This is a genomic window from Microbacterium invictum (genome assembly GCF_014197265.1).
GTDB classification, from domain to species: domain Bacteria; phylum Actinomycetota; class Actinomycetes; order Actinomycetales; family Microbacteriaceae; genus Microbacterium; species Microbacterium invictum.
Genome location: NZ_JACIFH010000001.1, coordinates 3,275,336 through 3,293,311, shown reverse-complemented (window position 1 = coordinate 3,293,311; position 17,976 = coordinate 3,275,336). Strand labels below are relative to the sequence as shown.

The 17,976-nt window shown below is 65.7% G+C and carries 11 protein-coding genes, 2 tRNA genes and 1 pseudogene; 5 read left to right on the top strand and 9 right to left on the bottom strand.

All coding sequences use genetic code 11. The annotated features are described in order from the left end of the window. Positions 1-1,242, bottom strand: coding sequence for a glycoside hydrolase family 1 protein (locus BKA10_RS15190; protein ID WP_183500737.1), 1,242 nt, complete (start codon positions 1,240-1,242; stop codon positions 1-3). Positions 1,243-1,317: 75 nt separating this feature from the next. Then, positions 1,318-2,745 carry an MFS transporter gene (locus BKA10_RS15185; RefSeq protein ID WP_183500736.1) on the bottom strand — a complete coding sequence of 476 codons (1,428 nt, stop codon included), beginning with the start codon at positions 2,743-2,745 and terminating at the stop codon, positions 1,318-1,320. A gap of 26 nt (positions 2,746-2,771) precedes the next feature. Here BKA10_RS15185 and BKA10_RS15180 point away from each other — a divergent pair, with 26 nt between their 5' ends. The 5 genes and pseudogenes from BKA10_RS15180 (at position 2,772) to BKA10_RS15160 (ending at position 10,980) form a co-directional block, all read left to right on the top strand. Next, entirely contained in the window at positions 2,772-3,836 is a 1,065-nt protein-coding gene (locus BKA10_RS15180) for a substrate-binding domain-containing protein (protein ID WP_183500735.1), read from the top strand. A 150-nt stretch (positions 3,837-3,986) separates the two neighbouring features. Then, positions 3,987-4,926: pseudogene (locus tag BKA10_RS15175) on the top strand (DDE-type integrase/transposase/recombinase); the annotation flags it as partial. Between the two features lie 880 nt (positions 4,927-5,806). Continuing rightward, positions 5,807-7,153, top strand: a complete 1,347-nt coding sequence (locus tag BKA10_RS15170; RefSeq protein ID WP_183500734.1) for a NucA/NucB deoxyribonuclease domain-containing protein — start codon at positions 5,807-5,809, stop codon at positions 7,151-7,153. 776 nt (positions 7,154-7,929) lie between these two features. Beyond that, complete coding sequence (locus BKA10_RS15165; RefSeq protein WP_183500733.1) at positions 7,930-8,292, top strand: hypothetical protein; 363 nt, start codon at positions 7,930-7,932, stop codon at positions 8,290-8,292. 321 nt (positions 8,293-8,613) lie between these two features. Continuing rightward, entirely contained in the window at positions 8,614-10,980 is a 2,367-nt protein-coding gene (locus BKA10_RS15160) for an arylsulfatase (RefSeq protein ID WP_183500732.1), read from the top strand. Positions 10,981-11,513: 533 nt separating this feature from the next. Here BKA10_RS15160 and BKA10_RS15155 read toward each other — a convergent pair. The 7 genes from BKA10_RS15155 to serS form a co-directional block, all read right to left on the bottom strand. Beyond that, positions 11,514-12,983, bottom strand: coding sequence for a DUF1254 domain-containing protein (locus BKA10_RS15155; RefSeq protein ID WP_183500731.1), 1,470 nt, complete (start codon positions 12,981-12,983; stop codon positions 11,514-11,516). Positions 12,984-13,017: 34 nt separating this feature from the next. Then, positions 13,018-13,200 (bottom strand): hypothetical protein, encoded by a 183-nt coding sequence (locus BKA10_RS15150; RefSeq protein ID WP_183500730.1) that lies wholly within the window; start codon positions 13,198-13,200, stop codon positions 13,018-13,020. Between the two features lie 728 nt (positions 13,201-13,928). After that, positions 13,929-14,020, bottom strand: a tRNA-Ser gene (locus BKA10_RS15145). Between the two features lie 271 nt (positions 14,021-14,291). Next, a complete protein-coding gene (locus BKA10_RS15140) occupies positions 14,292-15,581 on the bottom strand; it encodes an LCP family glycopolymer transferase (protein ID WP_183500729.1) in 1,290 nt (429 codons plus the stop codon). A gap of 18 nt (positions 15,582-15,599) precedes the next feature. Continuing rightward, positions 15,600-15,684: transfer RNA gene (locus BKA10_RS15135), tRNA-Ser, on the bottom strand. 97 nt (positions 15,685-15,781) lie between these two features. Further along, complete coding sequence (locus BKA10_RS15130) at positions 15,782-16,699, bottom strand: HAD-IIB family hydrolase (protein WP_183500728.1); 918 nt, start codon at positions 16,697-16,699, stop codon at positions 15,782-15,784. Further along, on the bottom strand, positions 16,696-17,973 hold the full coding sequence (serS, locus tag BKA10_RS15125; RefSeq protein ID WP_183500727.1) for a serine--tRNA ligase: 1,278 nt from the start codon (positions 17,971-17,973) through the stop codon (positions 16,696-16,698). Before serS ends, BKA10_RS15130 begins: the two co-directional genes overlap by 4 nt. Between the last annotated feature and the right edge of the window lie 3 nt (positions 17,974-17,976).

The window sequence follows — 17,976 nt, the reverse complement described above, 5'->3', positions numbered from 1 at the left end:
TCAGACCTGTACTTCTGTGGTGGTGCGGGTGATGGCCGCGCCGTTGCTGCGGGCGACGTCGCCGAGCCAGGCCAGCGACGGCTTGGGGGTGCGAACGAACGTCTCGCGATCGACGGCGATCAGCCCGAAAGTGGGACCCCAGTGCCCCCACTCGTAGTTGTCGAGGAGTGACCAGTGCAGGTAGCCGCGCACCTCGACGCCGTCCTCGAGGGCGCCCGCGAGATGCGCGAGGGCTTCGGAGGTGAAGGCGATGCGACGGGTGTCGTCTGCGGTCGCGATGCCGTTCTCGGTGACCAGGATCGGAAGCCCCGACACGGCGGCAGCGTGTCCGACGGCGATGGCCAGCGAGTCGGGCCGGTACGCGGTGCCGACCATGGTGTTGTCGGGGTGCTCGGGGTGCGGCACGAGGCCATTTTCGTCGACACGCTGGGTGGAGTAGGACTGGACGCCGACGAAGTCGTCGCCGCGCGATGCTTCGAGGTAGACGTCCTCGTACGCGTATCGCACCTCGGCGAGCTTGGCGGCGTGCTCGGGGTTCGCGTAGAAGGCGCCGTTGGCGATCGACCAGCCGACCTTTGCGCTCGTGCGGGCGCGGATGATGTCGCGGGCTGCATGGTGGGCGGCGATCATCGGCTGCGCGTAGTCGAGGGTCGGCACGGGCAGTGCCGCCGCGATGCGCTCCCGATCGGACTCTCCTTCCACCGTGGGGCTCTGCCACTGCGCGGCGTCACCAGAGCGCATCGCCTCGGTCATCATCGTGATCATCGCCATCATGTTCGGCTCGTTGATCGTGACGACCCATTCGACCCGGTCGAGGATCTCGGTCACCTTCTCGACATAGGCCGAAAAGCGCTCCACGGCGTCGGGCGAACGCCATCCGCCTTCCGTGGCGAACCACAGCGGCAGGCTGAAGTGATTCAGGGTGACGACCGGGATCACTCCGGCCTCCAGGCAGGCGGCGATCATGCGCCGGTAGTGGGCGAGTTCGGCGCGCGAGAACTGCCCCTGCCGCGGCTCGATCCGTGCCCACTCGATGCCGAACCGGTAGGCCGTCAGCCCGGCATCCGCCAGCAGCGCGATGTCTTCGACGTACCGGTGGTAGCTGTCGTCGGCATCCCCGCTGAACTCCATCCCGGGCATCTGGCCTTCGCGCGCCCACCAGTCGCTGTTGACGTTGTTGCCTTCGATCTGGTGCGGCGCGGTCGATGCGCCCCAGAGGAAGTCGTCCGGGAACTCGGTCATTGGGTCCAGTCCTTCGAGATTCGGGAGATCGGATGCCGGGGCGACGGGCGTGACACCGCGCCGCCCCGGCGGTGGTCAGATCTTGATCGTGCTGGTGTCGGAATGCACGCCGGCCGCCAGGTCGGCCTGGATCGCACCCATGTGCTTGTCGACCCGGTAGAGGTAGGTCAGGCCGAACATGACCGCCGTGATGACGAGCGGCATCAGAGAGTACAGGCTGACGATCGCCGACTCCGCCGCGGGCGTCTGAGAAGCGGCGAGGCCGTCGTAGCCGACCGCGCCCATGATCACGCCCACGCCGGCAGCGGCGATGCCCTGGCCGACTTTGCTGGCGAAGCCCTGAATCGAGTTGGTGACGGCATCGATGCGCTTGCCCGATTTCCACTCGCCGTAGGCCATCGCCTGGATCATGAAGAAGCCGACGAGCATCGTGATGACGGTGGTGAACGAGCCGAGGAGCTGCCCGCCCACGACCATGGCGAGGGAGTTCGGGGCGATCAGCACCATGGCGTAGCCGACGATCGCGACGCCGAGGCCGATCCGCACGAAGTTGAGCGCACCGATCGTGCGCACCGCGAGGGGGAACAGCAGGTAGGCCAGCGGGACGACGATTCCGGCGAGCGAGATCAGGGAGAGGAGCCCGAGATCGCCGAGGATGTACTTGAAGAAGTAGGCCCCCACGACGGCGTTCGCGCTGATGACGATGTTCGCCAGCAGGATGATCAGCGCGAGGATGAACACGTATTTGTTGGCGAACAGTGCCCGCAGCGTCGCCGCGACGCCCAGCCGCTCCTCGGTGACGTGGTCGGTCTCATCCTCGGGCAGTTCCTTGATCGTGAAGAAGCGGACCAGTCCGATGAGCATGAGCGGAATGCCGTAGACCAGCGCGATGCGGGTCCAGCCGCCGGGCTCGGTGCCCCAGCTCGCCATGAGCTGCGGGAGCATGATGCTCGCGATCGCGGCGACCAGGATGATGAACACACCCTGCCGCGACAGCACCTTCGCGTACTGCACCTCACCACGGAGCGAACGCTTGAGATAGACCGCTTCCGAGGCATTGAGGAACGTGGCGCACACCGAGTTGATGAGCGTGAACAGCACGAACAGGTAGGTGGCCTGCCAGAACGTACTCATCTCGGGCGTCGAGAAGATCGCGATCGTCAGCAGCCACAACGGAATGAGGAACAGCTCGTACGGGCGCGCCTTGCCCCACCGCGTCTTCGTGCGGTCGATGAAGAAGCCGGCGAGCAGATCCGTCACACCGTCGAACAGTTTCGCAGCGAGGAAGAGCCCGCCCACGAGTGCCGCCGGAAGACCGAGCACGTCGGTCGCATAGAAGGTGAGCTGCAGCAGCACCACCACGTTCACGGCAAGCGCGAACCCTCGGGTGGAGAAGCGCAGCGAGAAGAACGGCGGCAGCTTCGTGTCGCGCGGCAGCGCGGTCTGCGGATCTTCGACCGCGGCGGACTGTGGCGACGCGGTGTCGGGCGTGAGATCGGACATGGATGGTCTCTCCGTTGAGTCGGGTGGTGACGGCGTTATCACGTGTCAATGCCCATTGGACCACATCCGATTATCACGTGTCAAGACGCGGAATTCCGGCTGTCTCGGTAAAGTGGGATGGTGAAGGGAGCGAAGTGAACGCAACAAGTGCGGACGTGGCGCGACACGCGGGCGTCTCGCGCGCGACGGTCAGCCAGGTGCTCAACGGCTATGCCGATCGCTTCGCCCCGGAGACAGCAGCGAAGGTGTACGCGTCCGCGGAAGAGCTCGGGTACGAGCCGTCCGCCGCGGGGCGGACGCTTCGTCGCGGTTCCAGCGACTTCGTCGTCGCGCTTCTGCCCCACACGACGTTCGGCGGCCACCTACAGGATTTGTTCGAGCAGATGAGCGTCGCGCTCGCCGATCACGGTTACACGCTCGTGCTGCGCATCGCGGGAGCAGCGACGGCGACCTTGGACCGATTGGTCGCGGGGATGAAGCCCGCGGCGGTCTGGTCGTTCGCGCCATTCACGGATGACGAGCGAGCGGTTCTCGATCGACGCGGGGTGCTCGCGATCGACCCGCCGAGCGTGACCCAGGTCGACCACAACCGCGCCATCGGGCAGCTGCAGGCGCGCACACTCATCGAGCACGGGTATCGGCGACTGGCCTTTGCCCACCTGCAGGATGAGCGCCATGACCCTTTTGGATTTGCACGCGAGGACGGGGTGCGTGAGGTTGCACGCCAGCACGGGCTTGACGAGATCGACGTCACGAACGTGGCGCTCGACCTCGACTCGGCGGTCAGAGCGCTTGACGGGCTCTCAGCACCCGGAGTTGCGGTCGCCGCTTACAACGATGACGTGGCGATGGCACTACTGTCGGCAGCCCGGCTACGCGAACTCGAGGTGCCGCGCGACCTCGCGGTGATCGGGATGGACCGCACCGACCTGTCGCGCATCGCCGTGCCACGCCTGACCACGATCGAGTACGACATCGTGGCGGCGTCAGAGGCCGGCACGGCGAGCTTGCTGCAGGCCCTCGGCGCCGGCGCGCCGCAACCCGCCGCCGCGCCGGCTGTTCTCCACTTGATTGAGGGCGAGACGATCTGACGCGGGCGTCGCCGCCGCCGCCCGCCTGAGGACGTCCAGGGACATCCGCCACTGTCATCTCTCAGGACATCGGTGGCGAAAGTGCATCAGGACATCGGTGACACTTCCGCAGTGTTGGGGGTGACACTTCTCCCCGTCTATCTGTGAGGGATGAGTCGTGTTGAGCCTGTTGATCCCCGCGTCCGTCTCGCGATCGCGCAATGGCCGCCCGATGCGCCGCGTGGGGCGGTGACGACGTTCTGCGCGGAGCATTCCATTTCGCGGAAGACGTTCTACGCGATCCGACATCGCGCCCTCGTGGAGGGGCAGGCTGCGGCGCTCGAGCCGCGCAGCCGACGACCAAAGTCCAGCCCCACGACCATCGCCAACGACGTCAAGGTCCAGGCAGTCGGGGTGCGGCGCGCGCTGGAGGAGTCCGGGCTGGATCATGGGCCGATCAGCGTGCACGACAAGATGGTCGCTCTTGGGTGACACCGGTCCCCTCTATCGCCGTCTGGCGCGGATCTTCCGGCAGACCGGCGTCGCCCGAGCGGAGCCGAGGAAGAAGCCGCGGGCCGCGTATCGGCGATTCGTCTACCCGGCGCCGAACGCATGCTGGCAACTCGACGCGACCGAGTACATCCTCGCCGGTGGCCGCAGATGCGTGATCTTCCAGCTCATCGACGACCACTCCCGCTACGCCGTCGCCTCCCACGCCGCCGTCGGAGAGACCTCGAGGGACGCGATCCGTGTGGTCCGCAAAGCGATCAAACGCCACGGGGTCCCGCAGCGACTGCTGTCGGACAACGGCGTCGCGCTGAACCCGTCGCGCCGCGGGATCGTCGGCCAGCTCGTAGAGTACGTATCCCGGCTCGGTGTCGAGCCGATCACCGGGAAGCCCTACAAGCCGACCACGCAAGGCAAGAACGAGCGGTTCCACCAGACCTTGTTCCGCTACCTCGACAAGCAGCCCATCGCCGGCGGCCTCCGAGAACTGCAAGCGCAGATCGACCGGTTCGACCACATCTATAACACCGAGCGAGGGCACCAGGCGCTGCCGGGAAGGATCACGCCGCTGCAGGCGTGGGAAGCGACACCGAAGGCCACACCGCCCCGACCACGATCATTGCCGACACGGAAGCCGAACGCCCCGTTGCCGCCAGCACCATCACCGAACGGTCGGGTGCTCGACGGAATCCGTGTCGCGACGGTCCACCCGAACGGTTCGATCAAAGTCCGCGGTTGCATCTTCAACATCAGCTACCCGATGCGCGGACAGGATGTGTTCGTCCTCTACGAAGCCGCCGGGATCATGGTCTTCGACGAGCGCGGCACCCTCATCGTCGAGCACCTCTGGCCTCCGCCGGGCATCCGCTACGTCGGCAACGGCCAACCACGCGGACCGAAACCGAAGGAACTGCCACCGATGTCCTGATGCAGAAAGTGTCACCAATGTCCTGATGCAGAACTGTCACCCATGTCCTGAGACATCACAGGGACATCCGCCACGCGGCACGCGATTAGATGTGGGCAAAAAGTGGGCAGACGCACTTGGAAAATATAGTTTGACCAGGACTTCTTATGGCGGAGACGGAGGGATTTGAACTCAGGCTCCGGGACATTTCGTGGGCGACACTGACTGTGCGGGCGAACCATTCCGCCAGTTTCGAGGTTTCGGCGACGACCCTCAGTGTGTCTGGGCGATTTCCACCCTTCCCAAACCGTTCTCACGTTCAGACCGGACAACGCCGGACTTTGATGGCGCCTTTCAGACGGACCGAGTGGACGGCGTTCGAGATCTTCGTTCTCGCCGTCGACACTTGGGCGGACCTATTGGTCGGTCACCAAGCGCCCGTTGGTACTGCCACCCTTCTGTAGCACTCCCCTGCCGGACAAGGCTGTCCGCCGAAGAGGGGACAGATGGAAGATCGATCACACCCATATCCTCAGCCTCAGAAGGCCACACCGGGGTGGCGACGAGAGGGGCCAACGTGATCAAACGTTCGGGTGGGGCGGGCAGGCGCCCGAGCAGAGGATTGAGGGCAGCCTCCTCGCGGATTGGCGCGGTTGCCATCGCGGCGTTGATTGGAGCCGTCCTCGGGCTGCCACAAGCTGCGTTCGCCGGCCCCGAGGATCCAAGCCAGATCGAAGAGTTCAACAGCCGCGTCGCGGCGCCGGCGGACACGGAGCCCGGTGCGACGGCACACAGCGAAGTCACCCCCGCTCCAGCTGACCCGCAACTGCTACGAGGCGGTAGCGGGGAACAATTCTCACCGCTTGGTGGAGGACTGAGGGGCTGCATCACCATCGGTCACGCCGTCGACCTGAAAGGTCGGGCCGGGATTATCGCACCGTCCGAGCAGATCGCCGATCTCCCCGTTCCGGAGTGGTGTCTTGACCTGGGCGTGACCGAGACCTACTACGCCGACCGCTCCTCTATCTGCGGAATCTTGTCCGGTGAGTTCGTAGTCGAAGAGACGAGCTCGAGCGGAGGGCCTGGCGCGATCATCGGATCGATGAACTTCAACATCTATCACTACGTCCAGCTTCTAAGCGACATGACGGTCTTCTATAACAAGCTGTCTGTCTCACCGTCCTACGCATGGGGCGCCGCCGTCGGCACAGAGATCTCCGCGACCGCAACGTGCTGGAGCCCGTGTGACTTGATGAGCGCCAGTTTCCCGGTGCAGGTGCCGGCGCTACACGCACGTGCAGAAGGCGAGGCGTACGCAGAGTGGGACCCAGTACCTGGCGAGTCAGCGTATGTTCCCACCGTGTTCTGGGACATCTCGTTTCGAGCTCAGATCGGCCCCAACACCGCAGCGACTGGCGCGTACGCGCCAGGGATGCGGTGCGACGACATGTTCAGCCACATGCAGCCGGGATGCGTCGTTCCCTGGGTCACGCCGTCGATCGAGTATGACGCCGCCACACTGCCTGAGTTCGCCGCACATGTGTACCAGGCACAACTCTCCGGGCTCGCCGGCTCGCGGACACTCGACACCGGCCCCCTCACGCGCCTAACCGATGAGACCCTCCGAGACCTCAACCGAGCGGAAGCTTGCCCCGCCAGCTACCCCAGACCCTCCGGCAAGTCGTGCGACGAGTATCCGTTCGCATCGACGTGGGAAGGTGCATTGTTCGCACAAGAACCTCAGACGTACTCGTGGTGTCAGATCGAACTTCCTGCGGTAGCGCCCCCGCATCCCAGAAACTACAGCGTTTGCATGATCGACGCGCTTGAGAACTCCTACGCGGGAAGCCTGCTCGAAGCGGTGCTCTACCGGCCAAAGCGCGTCCTCGAATGGGACCCCTTCTACGTCGAGGTCATCTTCTGATGAACGAATGGTCCGGCATTGGCCAAGTCGACAATCATCTAGTCGCGATCGGTGGCCTCCGACTACTTGGTGAAGTCATTGATGCCTACCGAGCGGGCGTCGGCTGTCTGCTGCAACTATCCACTGACGCTTCAATAGCGCTCGCTGCAGCCCCGAATCGAGGGCCCGTTCAACTGTCACTCGTTACGCGAGATGCCGAACCTCCACCTGCGGCGGTGTGGGAGGACGTTGTGGAGGTGCCAGTGGAGGTAGTCGGAAGGGTTTCGATTGCTGGGGCTGTTCCTGCTGAGATCCCTCGATGGGCGAGAGCTACGTTGCGCATCTCCTCCGTCGGGGCAGACAACGACTACGACCTAGTGGTCATGGACGCAACGCAGCGCATCGAACTTGTGATCTGGCCTGGCGAACGACGCCCTGCAAGATCGCTGCGCTGCACCAGCAATCGCGGCGCAGAACGCGCGGCCGGCGCGCTGAGACTGCATGACCGAATGGAAGCACACGCAAGAGGAGGAGCCTCGGCAGGCAGGGAGGTACCTCAGCCAGCCCCCGGCACGGCGCCGAGACTTGGGCCGCAGCCGTGGTTTGTCGAAGAGAACCTTCGCAGGAACGGCAAAAGGCCGGACTGATTAGCCGACTCAGTCGCCGGCGGAACAGTGGATCCGCCACGGACAACGTCTCTTTCGCAGCGGGCGCACCAGAGGCAGTATGACTTTGGGATCAAACTGCTACAGGCCTGCGGCGTTCTGCTCTGACGGCTTCGAAGGGATTACACGCAGATGGTTCTCGACCTCAACGAGGACGCCAGATGGAAGGCCCTCGTCGCAGCGTTCGACGCGCGTGAGGCCCTCGGGTCGCCACTGGGGTTCGGGTCGGCGCGCTGGAATCGCGCGTTCGATGCCTTCGCACGCGCACGGGATGCCGTGGTCGCCGACCCTGCCCTGCTCGCCCGGGCTCGTGAACTCGGAACACTCACGTCAAATCCGGGGGCGCTGCAACTGCTGTGGGAGCTCACCTCGCCGCCGTTCCACGAGTATGAGCACGTCGCTCCGATCCTCGCGGACTCTCCACGTGGTCATCGTGGCACAGACGGGTTGGCGACCTCGCTGAACCGGCAAGCTCGCTCGAATCCACGACGGTGAAATCGGCGTTTCGAGTTCTCCAACGCTGCATCGAGTCATATGGAGGCAGTACGTCTGTTCCGCTGCTGTCCCACACACGGGGACGAGCCTTCGTCGGTCATCCTCGATGTGCCGACCATCGAGGACTGACCGACCATCGAGGACTCTTCCCAGTCTCTTCCCACGTCCGCACCGGACGGTCTCGGCTTGGAGGCCAGAGCTTCGTGGCCCGAAACCTACCGCGGAACTTTGAACCCGGACATCATCCCCATGTGGTGATGCGTCGCCAGTCCGATCGGAGTTAGCTGATCCTGCCGACATCCGGATGTGGAAGGAACGCCGATGACCCCTGACCGCCACGCACGCACGATGCTCCCAATTCCCGATCGGCCCGCTTACGGATTGACGACCTACGACGCGAAGGACCCCGATACGACTTATCCGCCGATCGAGCCGCTCCTCCCGCCACAAGGCGCCCCCAATGTCCTGATCGTGCTCATCGATGACACCGGCTTCGGCGCGTCCAGCGCGTTCGGTGGGCCCTGCGCCACTCCGAACGCGGAGAAGCTCGCCGCTGGCGGGCTGAAGTACAACCGCTTCCACACGACCGCGCTGTGCGCGCCCACGCGGGCAGCGATGTTGAGCGGTCGAAACCACCATTCGGTGGGCATGGGCAGCATCACCGAAACGGCGACGTCGGCTCCGGGCAACAGCTCGCTGAAGCCGAACACCAAGGCGCCGCTCGCGATGACGCTGAAGCTGAACGGCTACTCGACCGCACAGTTCGGCAAGTGCCACGAGGTGCCGGTGTGGCAGTCGTCGCCGATGGGCCCGTTCGATGCGTGGCCGTCCGCGGGCGGGGGTTTCGAGAAGTTCTATGGGTTCATCGGCGGCGAGAACAACCAATGGGAGCCGGCGTTGTACGACGGAACCACCCCGATCGAACCGCCCGCGACGCCCGAGGAGGGCTACCACCTGACCGAGGATCTCGCCGACCGTGCGGTGAGCTGGATCCGCACGCAGAAAGCGTTGATGCCGGACAAGCCGTTCTTCGTCTACTTCGCGCCGGGGGCGACGCACGCACCGCACCACGTGCCGAAGGAATGGGCCGACAAGTACAAGGGCCAGTTCGCCGACGGGTGGGATGCCCAGCGCGAGAAGACCTTCGCCCGGCAGAAGGAGCTGGGCGTCATCCCGGCCGACGCGGAACTGACTCCGCGTCATTCCGAGATTCCGGCGTGGGATGACATGCCCGTCGAACTCAAGCCAGTGCTGGAGCGGGAGATGGAGGTCTATGCCGGCTTCCTGGAGCACACCGACTTCCACGTCGGCCGGGTGATCGACGCGATCGAGGACCTGGGCGTACTGGAGAACACGATCATCTACTACATCATCGGCGACAACGGCGCCTCAGCCGAAGGCACCGTGAATGGGGCATTCAACGAGATGGCGAACTTCAACGGGATGGCCGCGCTGGAGACGCCGGAGTTCATGCTGTCGAAGATGGACGAGTTCGGCAGCCCTGCCTCGTACAACCACTACGCGGTCGGCTGGGCGTGGGCGATGAACTCGCCACTGCAGTGGACGAAGCAGGTCGCATCGCACTGGGGCGGCACTCGAAACGGCACGATCGTGCACTGGCCGAAGGGGATCGCGGAGAAAGGCGGGCAGCGCAGTCAGTTCACCCACGTGATCGACATCGCCCCCACCATCCTCGAAGCTGCAGGCCTGCCTGAGCCGACCATGGTCAATGGTGTGCAGCAGTCGCCGATGGAGGGTACGAGCATGCTCTACACCTTCGACGAACCCGACACCCCCGAGAAGCACGACTTGCAGTACTTCGAGATGTTCGGCAACCGCGGCATCTACTACAAGGGGTGGAGCGCGGTCACCAAGCACCGCACTCCGTGGGTGATGGTCGGCGGAGATCTCGCGGCGTTCGACGACGACGTGTGGGAGCTCTACGACGGCAGCACCGACTTCAGCCAGAGCCGCAATCTCGCCGCCGAGCATCCCGAGAAGCTGCACGAGCTGCAGCGGCTGTGGCTCATCGAGGCGGTCAAGTACAACGTGCTGCCTCTCGATGACCGCACCGCCGATCGGCTCAACCCCGAGATCGCCGGCCGGCCCACGTTGATCCACGGGAACAGTCAGCTGCTGTTCTCCGGAATGGGCCGCTTGTCCGAGAACAGTGTGGTCAGCATCAAGAACAAGTCGTTCTCAGTGACCGCCGAGGTCGAGATCCCCGACAGCGGCGCGGATGGCGTAATCATCACACAGGGCGGGCGGTTCGGTGGCTGGAGCATCTACCTCACCGGCGGGAGGGCGAAGTTCGTCTACAACGTCCTCGGCATCCACGAGTTCGCAGCGGAGGCCACCATTGCGGTCCCGCCTGGTAGACACCAGGTCCGGATGGAGTTCGTCTACGACGGCGGCGGTCTGGCCAAAGGCGGCGACGTCACGATCTACTACGACGGTGAAGCGGTCGGCACCGGCCGCGTCGGGTTGACGCAGCCGATGGTGTTCTCCGCCGACGAGACCACGGATGTCGGCTACGAATCGGGCACCGCGGTCAGCCCCGACTACACCCCACAGACCAGCAAGTTCACGGGCAAGATCAACTGGGTTCAGATCGACGTCGGCGAGGACGACCACAACCACCTGATCGACCCCGACGAACGCCTCCGCATCGCCATGGCGCGTCAATAAGGCAATGGCGCTGTTCATCGCTCCGAAGCTCGACCGAATCGGTATGGCCACACACGATCGCGGGAGGGGCGACCGACGATTATCGACGACGCAAACTCGCAGCCGCCCCGCCGTCTCGCGCCTACTCCCTCCTGCGCGGTCTCGCAACTGCCAGCCTCACCCATACGAGGACATCGCCGAGACTTTCGACACCTAGGAAGCGAGAGACGAAAGTGCTGACCGGCGGCAGTCATCGCCTGCGCAGCGTTGAATCCGGTGAAGTCGAGCCAGCAGATCGCTGGCGCTTGCGGTCCCGCCGTTGCATAGCTGCAACCTGCCGCAGCGGCCGCCGCGATTACCGTCGGCGCGGCGTCGGCCGGTGCGGTGGCATGGACAACCGAAGTGTGCGCCGACGCGGGCGCTACCGACGCACCGAGCCCGATGGCGAGCAAGACCGCCATCGTAGCCCGCCAGGAAGCCGTGCGCTCCATGTCACCATCCTTGGATCGATTGTGTGCGCTCCCGCCCAAGGCAGGCCGAGCGGGTGCGGGCGGTCAGGACGCTTCGATATGCACCACTTCTCCCGGCCGCCACGTCTGGTCGAACCATGGGTCGAGCGGACCATAGAGGCGCAGGATGGTGAACCACCCCTTGCCGGGGACGGTCTGGATCCAGTTCGCTTCTCCCGCCTCGGGCGGATTCGGGCCAAAGAAGAGGTCCACCGATCCGTCCGGGTTCACCGCCAGACCCGGCTTCGAATTGTTCTTGCTAGGGAACGGTTGACCGGTCTGCAGCTCGGAACGCGTCTGCGGGTCGTACACGACCACGGACCAGAAGTCTTTGGCCGGCGCGTCGGCGGGCACGTGCAAGCGGTAGTCCTTGGCGCCGTCCAGGTAGACGCCGCTGCTGTCCCGGTCTGCAATGGCGTATTGGGATCCGCGGCCGACCATCTTCATGGCCATGGCGGGCGTGTTTACGGTGGCCATGTAGAAGAAGGCGGTGCGGGCATCGAGATTGCGCTCACCGCCACCGCCCTGCATCAGGAACCGGTAATCCCCGCCGAAGAAGCCGCGCTTCCACTGGCTTCCCTCGTAAAGGTAGTTGTCGGCGACAGGGGTCTGGAAGAAAGCAGCTCGTGCGGTGGCGTTGGCCACTGCCGCTGCATCGATGAGCGTCGCCTTCAGGGCGGAGTCGGGATTGAATGGATAGCCCTTGCGGATGCCGATGGCCGCCAACAGCCCCCGAACTTCCGGGTCGATCATCTCGACCGGCTCCCGGTCGATCACGGTGTGCAATTCATCGTAGAACTCGACATTGTTGGCGTGGATGGTGTTGAACACCCTGCCTGACGCGTTGAGGAACTCCATGGCCGGCGGATCCTGCGACGCGCTCAGCGGATAGACCTTCACGCCATCGCGGAACATCCGGGACGCCGCATCCGGCTTCCCCTCCACCAGGAACCCGCGCAGCACCATGACGTTGATGTAACTCGTCGAGGTCGCGGTGAAGTATCCCTCGGGGACCTCGCCGTCGTATCCGGGCGGAAGGATGAGGTACTTGCCTCCCTGCCCGCGGTCCGGCCCCGGGGCACCCATGTCGATCACGAACCGGAACCAGGCGTCATCCACCGTGCCTGGCCCGCATCCCGGCGGAATCTCCACCACCGTCGGTCCATCGTGTTCGAGATTGAGCACCGCGAGCGCGTACACGGTGTCGGTGTTGCCCGTCAGGAACAGCGAGTTCGAATCCATGAGCTCGTCGAAGATGACGACCTGGCTCGACAAGGTCGCGCCGAACTCGGCAAGCCCGGCGCGCACCGCCTCGAGCGACGCCGCCGGGATCGTGCTGAGGAACACCTCGACCGCTCGGAGGAAGATCAGATGATCCTGGACCAGCGCCGCGGTCGCGTCACTGGGCATTCCGTCGAAGAACTCGAGCGTGCCGATCCGAGTCGACACCCGATCGGGCGTCATGATCTTCGCGGGGATGGGTGTGTTGAAGTTCGGCGTTGCCGCGCTTGACATAGGTCTCCTCAGTGCGGTGTGCGGTGGTCTGGGGTCAGATGCGGGGTCGGCCGGGCGTGACGACGGCGCCGACGACCGTCGCCGGAGCGACTGGCGGTCCTGGCCCGACGGCCGCGCCCACGACGACCTCCCTGTCGAGGGCAGAGGGTGCCGGGCGAACGTCCGCGGGTGACTCGATGACGAAGTCGTCCACCGTTCCCAGCTCAGCCAAGTTCATCCCGCGCATTTCCCATCACGCCCCTGTCCCGTCGTGGACGCGCGTACATTGCCCCATGCTCCCGGTGAGGTGCGGGCAGGGCGTCACCCGCACCGGGTGACGAGTGTCGAGTTTCGCGACGCGCCCGGCTCTACAAACCTCACGTGGCCCTTCAGCACCATCGGTCGACGTCGCGCTGACTCATGGGATAGATTCCCTCACAGACGGGACTTGCACCGATGGGGGCGCGGGAGTGAGTAGGACCCCGAGGGTGCCGCGCTATACCGTGGGTCTCCCGGGGCTGCGCGCGAAGTTGGATGCAGCGCTCGGCGGGCCGTTGGCGCTCCTGGTCGCCCCTGCGGGCGCTGGGAAAGTCGTTTTGGGGCAAGAAGAATGCCCCGCGATCCCCCTGTTTCCAAGGGTTCGCGGGGCTTCGACGTGGCGGTGCCGGTGGGAATAGAACCCACCGGAGCGCCACCCTAACTCACCAGCGCCACCCGAGCTCAGCTCGACGATCACGTCACGAAGGTGCGCGCCGGAGACGGAGGGAATCGATCCCCGCGTCCCCTCGAAAGCCGCACTAGATGCCGAAGCGATGACGTCGAGAATCGCGTGATTCCGCGGCTCGCGGAGCTAAACGAACGCTGCTCAACCGGACAATGTCAGGCGCGGGCACACGAAACGCGCGCAAACTCTTCCCAAATCCTTCTCACGCCGAAACAGAAATAGTCCCTGATCGGGGCTATTCGTGGCGGAGACGGAGGGATTTGAACCCTCGGTTCCCTTACGGGAACTCCACCTTAGCAGGGTGGTGCACTAGGCCGGACTATGCGACGTCTCCAGGCATCCGACCGCCACAGCGGACAGACACGCTCAGCAATCATAACCGATGTGAACCGTCGCACTTTGCCGTCAGCCGGCCAGGCGCTCCTCGCCGGGAGTCCCGTATGTCCGGCGCCACTCTCGCTCGAGAGCGTCTTCGAAGTCGTCCTCCTCGTCGATCAGCTGGGGCACGAACTAGACATCAGCCCCAAAGACCTCATGGTCATGCTGGACACCTCCAGCGCCACGGTGACGAACCTGGTGCGCCGCGGGCTACGTAGACCGAGAACTCAGCGCTCCGCGCGCGTGCAGGTGACCTGAGCCGCGGTCTGTCCGGGGATGGTGCTCGGAAGCTCAACCGAATCATCCGGGCCCGGCGTCGCTGCGGCATCCGGAGTCTCGCCGGGATCGGGCGTGGCCGTCGCGCCGCCACCGACCTCGTCGGCCTCGCCGACCACCTCGACACCGTAGCCGCCACTGGCCTCGCCGGTGAGCTTGATCGCCTTGTTCTCGGCGAGCGCGGTGAACAGCACATCGGCCGCGTCAGACACCGGCACCACGCGCGAGCCGCCGGTGGCGTACGCGGTCGGGTACTGCACGAACACGATGTCCTCGTACTTGACGTTGCGCACCGCCATGGCGATCTGCACCATGCGCTGAGGGTTGGTCATCGAACTGCTCAGCACGAGCTGACCCTCGTTGACCTGGCGCACCGCGGTGGTCGCGAGGTTCAGCAGCGTTCCCGGGTTGCCGAGCACGCCGCCGGACTGCAGCTTGCGCACCATCGAGCTCATGAACTGCTGCTGATTCGAGATGCGGCCGAGGTCCGACCCGTCACCGATGCCGTGGCGGATGCGCAGGAACTGCAGCGCCTCGTTTCCGACCAGTGTGTGCGGGCCTGCGGTCAGGTCCAGCCCGGTGTGCTTGTCACTGATATCGGACTGCACGCACACGTCGACGCCGCCGATGGCGTCGGACATGTTGATCACGCCGGTCCAGCGGACGGCCGCGGCGTACTGGATGTCGACGCCGGTGAGCTCTTCCACGGTCAGCACGGAGCACGCCAGCCCGCCGTACATGTACGACGAGTTGATCATCTGCGCGCTCATCGCCGAATAGTTGCCACCCTCGCCGTCGGGGCAGGAGGGGATCGGCACGATCATGTCGCGCGGGAACGAGACGACCGTCACCCGGCGCGGGTCGTCGCTGATGTGCACGAGCATCGTGACGTCGTTGCGCTCGCCCCCGTCATCGTGCTTGCAGCGCGGGAACAGCGTGACATCCTGGCCCTCACACGAGTCGGTGCCGACGACCAGCAGGTTCACGCCACCCTCGATCTCGCCGAGGGTCGGCGGCAGCGTCTCGTCGTCGTCGCCGATCGACACGCCGCGCTCGTCGAGAGCGCGTGCGGAGTCCCATACGGCGAACGCGCCGACGGCCGTGGCGCTGACGACGACGACCGCGACGATCGCGACCAGCACCTGCAGCACCTGCACGAACGGGTTGGGGGATGTCAGGATGCCGTGACGGGCAACGGGCTGCCGGCGCCGCGACGCCTTCGCCTCGGAACTCTCGCTCACTGGCGTCCTTTCACACTGCGGAGGGTGTGGGATTCGAACCCACGGGACATTGCTGCCCACCGGTTTTCAAGACCGGATCCTTCGGCCGCTCGGACAACCCTCCCGATGATGCACGCGGCATCCATCGAACAGGGGTCGAGTCTAGTCGAGGACCGACGTCCAATTCTCGCGCAGCCGCCTGTGGAGGCGCTGAACGACGCCTAGAGTCGCCGAAGAATGTCGGCTACGCCGCCGGCCTGGACGGATGCCGTGGTCTCACTCGCCTCACGCCGCACCTCTTCGGGTCCTTGGGCCATCGCGATCGCCCTTCCGCCGTGATCGCGTGCCCACCGCAGCATGCCGACGTCGTTGCGCCCGTCGCCCATGACCAGCACGTTCTCGGGTTCCACCCCGAGCCAGACCCGGACCTTCTCGAGTGCCGTCGACTTGTCGACCCCCTGGGGGGCGATGTCGAGCCAGGCCGACCAGCCCACGGCGTACGACACCTCATTCAGCCCGATGCGCGAGACCAGCTCGACGAAGTCCTGGTCGGTGTCTTCCGGCGAGACGACCACGACGCGGCACACCGGCTGCGACGCGAGCTCTTCGAACGGCACGCGCCGGGCGTTCTGAAGATTCCAGTCGTCCATGAACTCGGTGTACCGGCGCCGTCCGTCCGGCAGCTCGACGAGGTACCGCGCGTCGGGCAGGTGCTCGCGCAGCAGGTGCAGCACCTCGGCCGGGTCGAACGTCTCCACGTGCACCCGGTCGTAGTGCAGCTCTTCGCCGAACTCACCGTCGACGCGCTTCAGGATGACGGCACCGTTGGAGCACACGACGTACTCGGGCTGCACCTCGAGGACCCGCAGGATGCCGCGGGTGCCCTCCCAGGATCGCCCGGTCGCGAGCATGACCTCGTGCCCGGCGCGGTGCGCGTGCGCCACGGCATCCACCACTCCCGGACTCAGCGTCTCGTCTTCGAGCAGCACTGTGCCGTCGACGTCGAGCGCGATGAGCAGACGCGTCGAAATGACGGCGGGATTCTCGGCGTCCTCGGCGATCTCCTCGACGAGCTCGGCGGCGGCATCGGGCCGGACGATCTTGACCGAGCCGGTCGGCGGCAGGTGCGCTTCACTCACGCGATCGGCTCCGCGACCTCGAGCCCTCCGAGGTAGGGCCGCAGCGCCTCGGGGATGACGACCGAGCCGTCCTCCTGCTGGTGGGTCTCCAGCAGCGCGACGATCCAGCGGGTGGTGGCGAGGGTGCCGTTGAGCGTCGCGACGAACTGGGTCTTGCCGGGCTGGCCGTCTACGAGCGGCCGGTGGCGGATGTCCAGGCGCCGCGCCTGGTACGTGGTGCAGTTCGACGTCGAGGTCAGCTCGCGGTAGGCACCCTGGGTGGGCACCCACGCCTCGATGTCGTACTTGCGCGCCGCCGACGAGCCGAGGTCGCCGGCGGCGACGTCGATGACGCGGTACGCCAGGCCCAGGTCCTGCAGCATGCGCTCCTGCATGTCGACCAGGCGCAGATGCTCGGCCTCGGCATCCTCGGGTGTCGTGTAGACGAACATCTCCAGCTTGTTGAACTGGTGCATGCGGATGATGCCGCGGGTGTCCTTGCCGGCCGCCCCCGCCTCGCGGCGGTAGCACGTCGACCAGCCCGCGTAGCGCTTCGCACCGGCGGTCAGGTCGAGGATCTCGTCCATGTGGTACCCGGCCAGCGGCACCTCGCTGGTGCCGACGAGGTACAGGTCTTCGCCGTCGAGATGGTAGACCTCGTCGGCGTGCTGGCCGAGGAATCCGGTGCCGCGCATCACCTCGGGCCGCACGAGCGTCGGCGGGATCATGGGGATGAAGCCCGCCGCCACCGCGCGCTCGAGCCCCAGGTTCATGAGGGCGAGTTCGAGCCGGGCGCCGATGCCGGTGAGGAACGTGAACCGCGCGCCGGACACCTTGGCGCCGCGCTCCATGTCGATCGCGCCGAGCTTCTCGCCGATGGTCAGGTGGTCGAGGGGATCGAAGGGGAAGGATGCCGGTTCGCCGTGCGTCCGGAGCGTGACGAACGCGTCCTCTCCCCCGGCCGGAACCCCGTCGATCACGATGTTCTCGATGCGGGCGAGCGCCTCGGCTGCGGCCTGCTCGGCCTCGGTCACGGCGTGCTGGGCCTGCTTGACCTGGTCGCTCAGCTCCTTCGCCTGCGCGACCAGTGCCGCCTTCTCGTCCTTCGGCGCCTGCGCGACCTTCTTGCCGTGCGCATTCTGGGTGGCACGCAGCTCTTCGAAGAGGGTCAGCGCCGCCCGGCGGTCCCGGTCGGCCGCGACCGCGGCATCCACCGTCTCGGGCGACTCGCCGCGCGCCTCCTGCGAGCGCTTGACCAGGTCAGGATTGGCGCGGAGAACGGCGAGATCGATCATCCG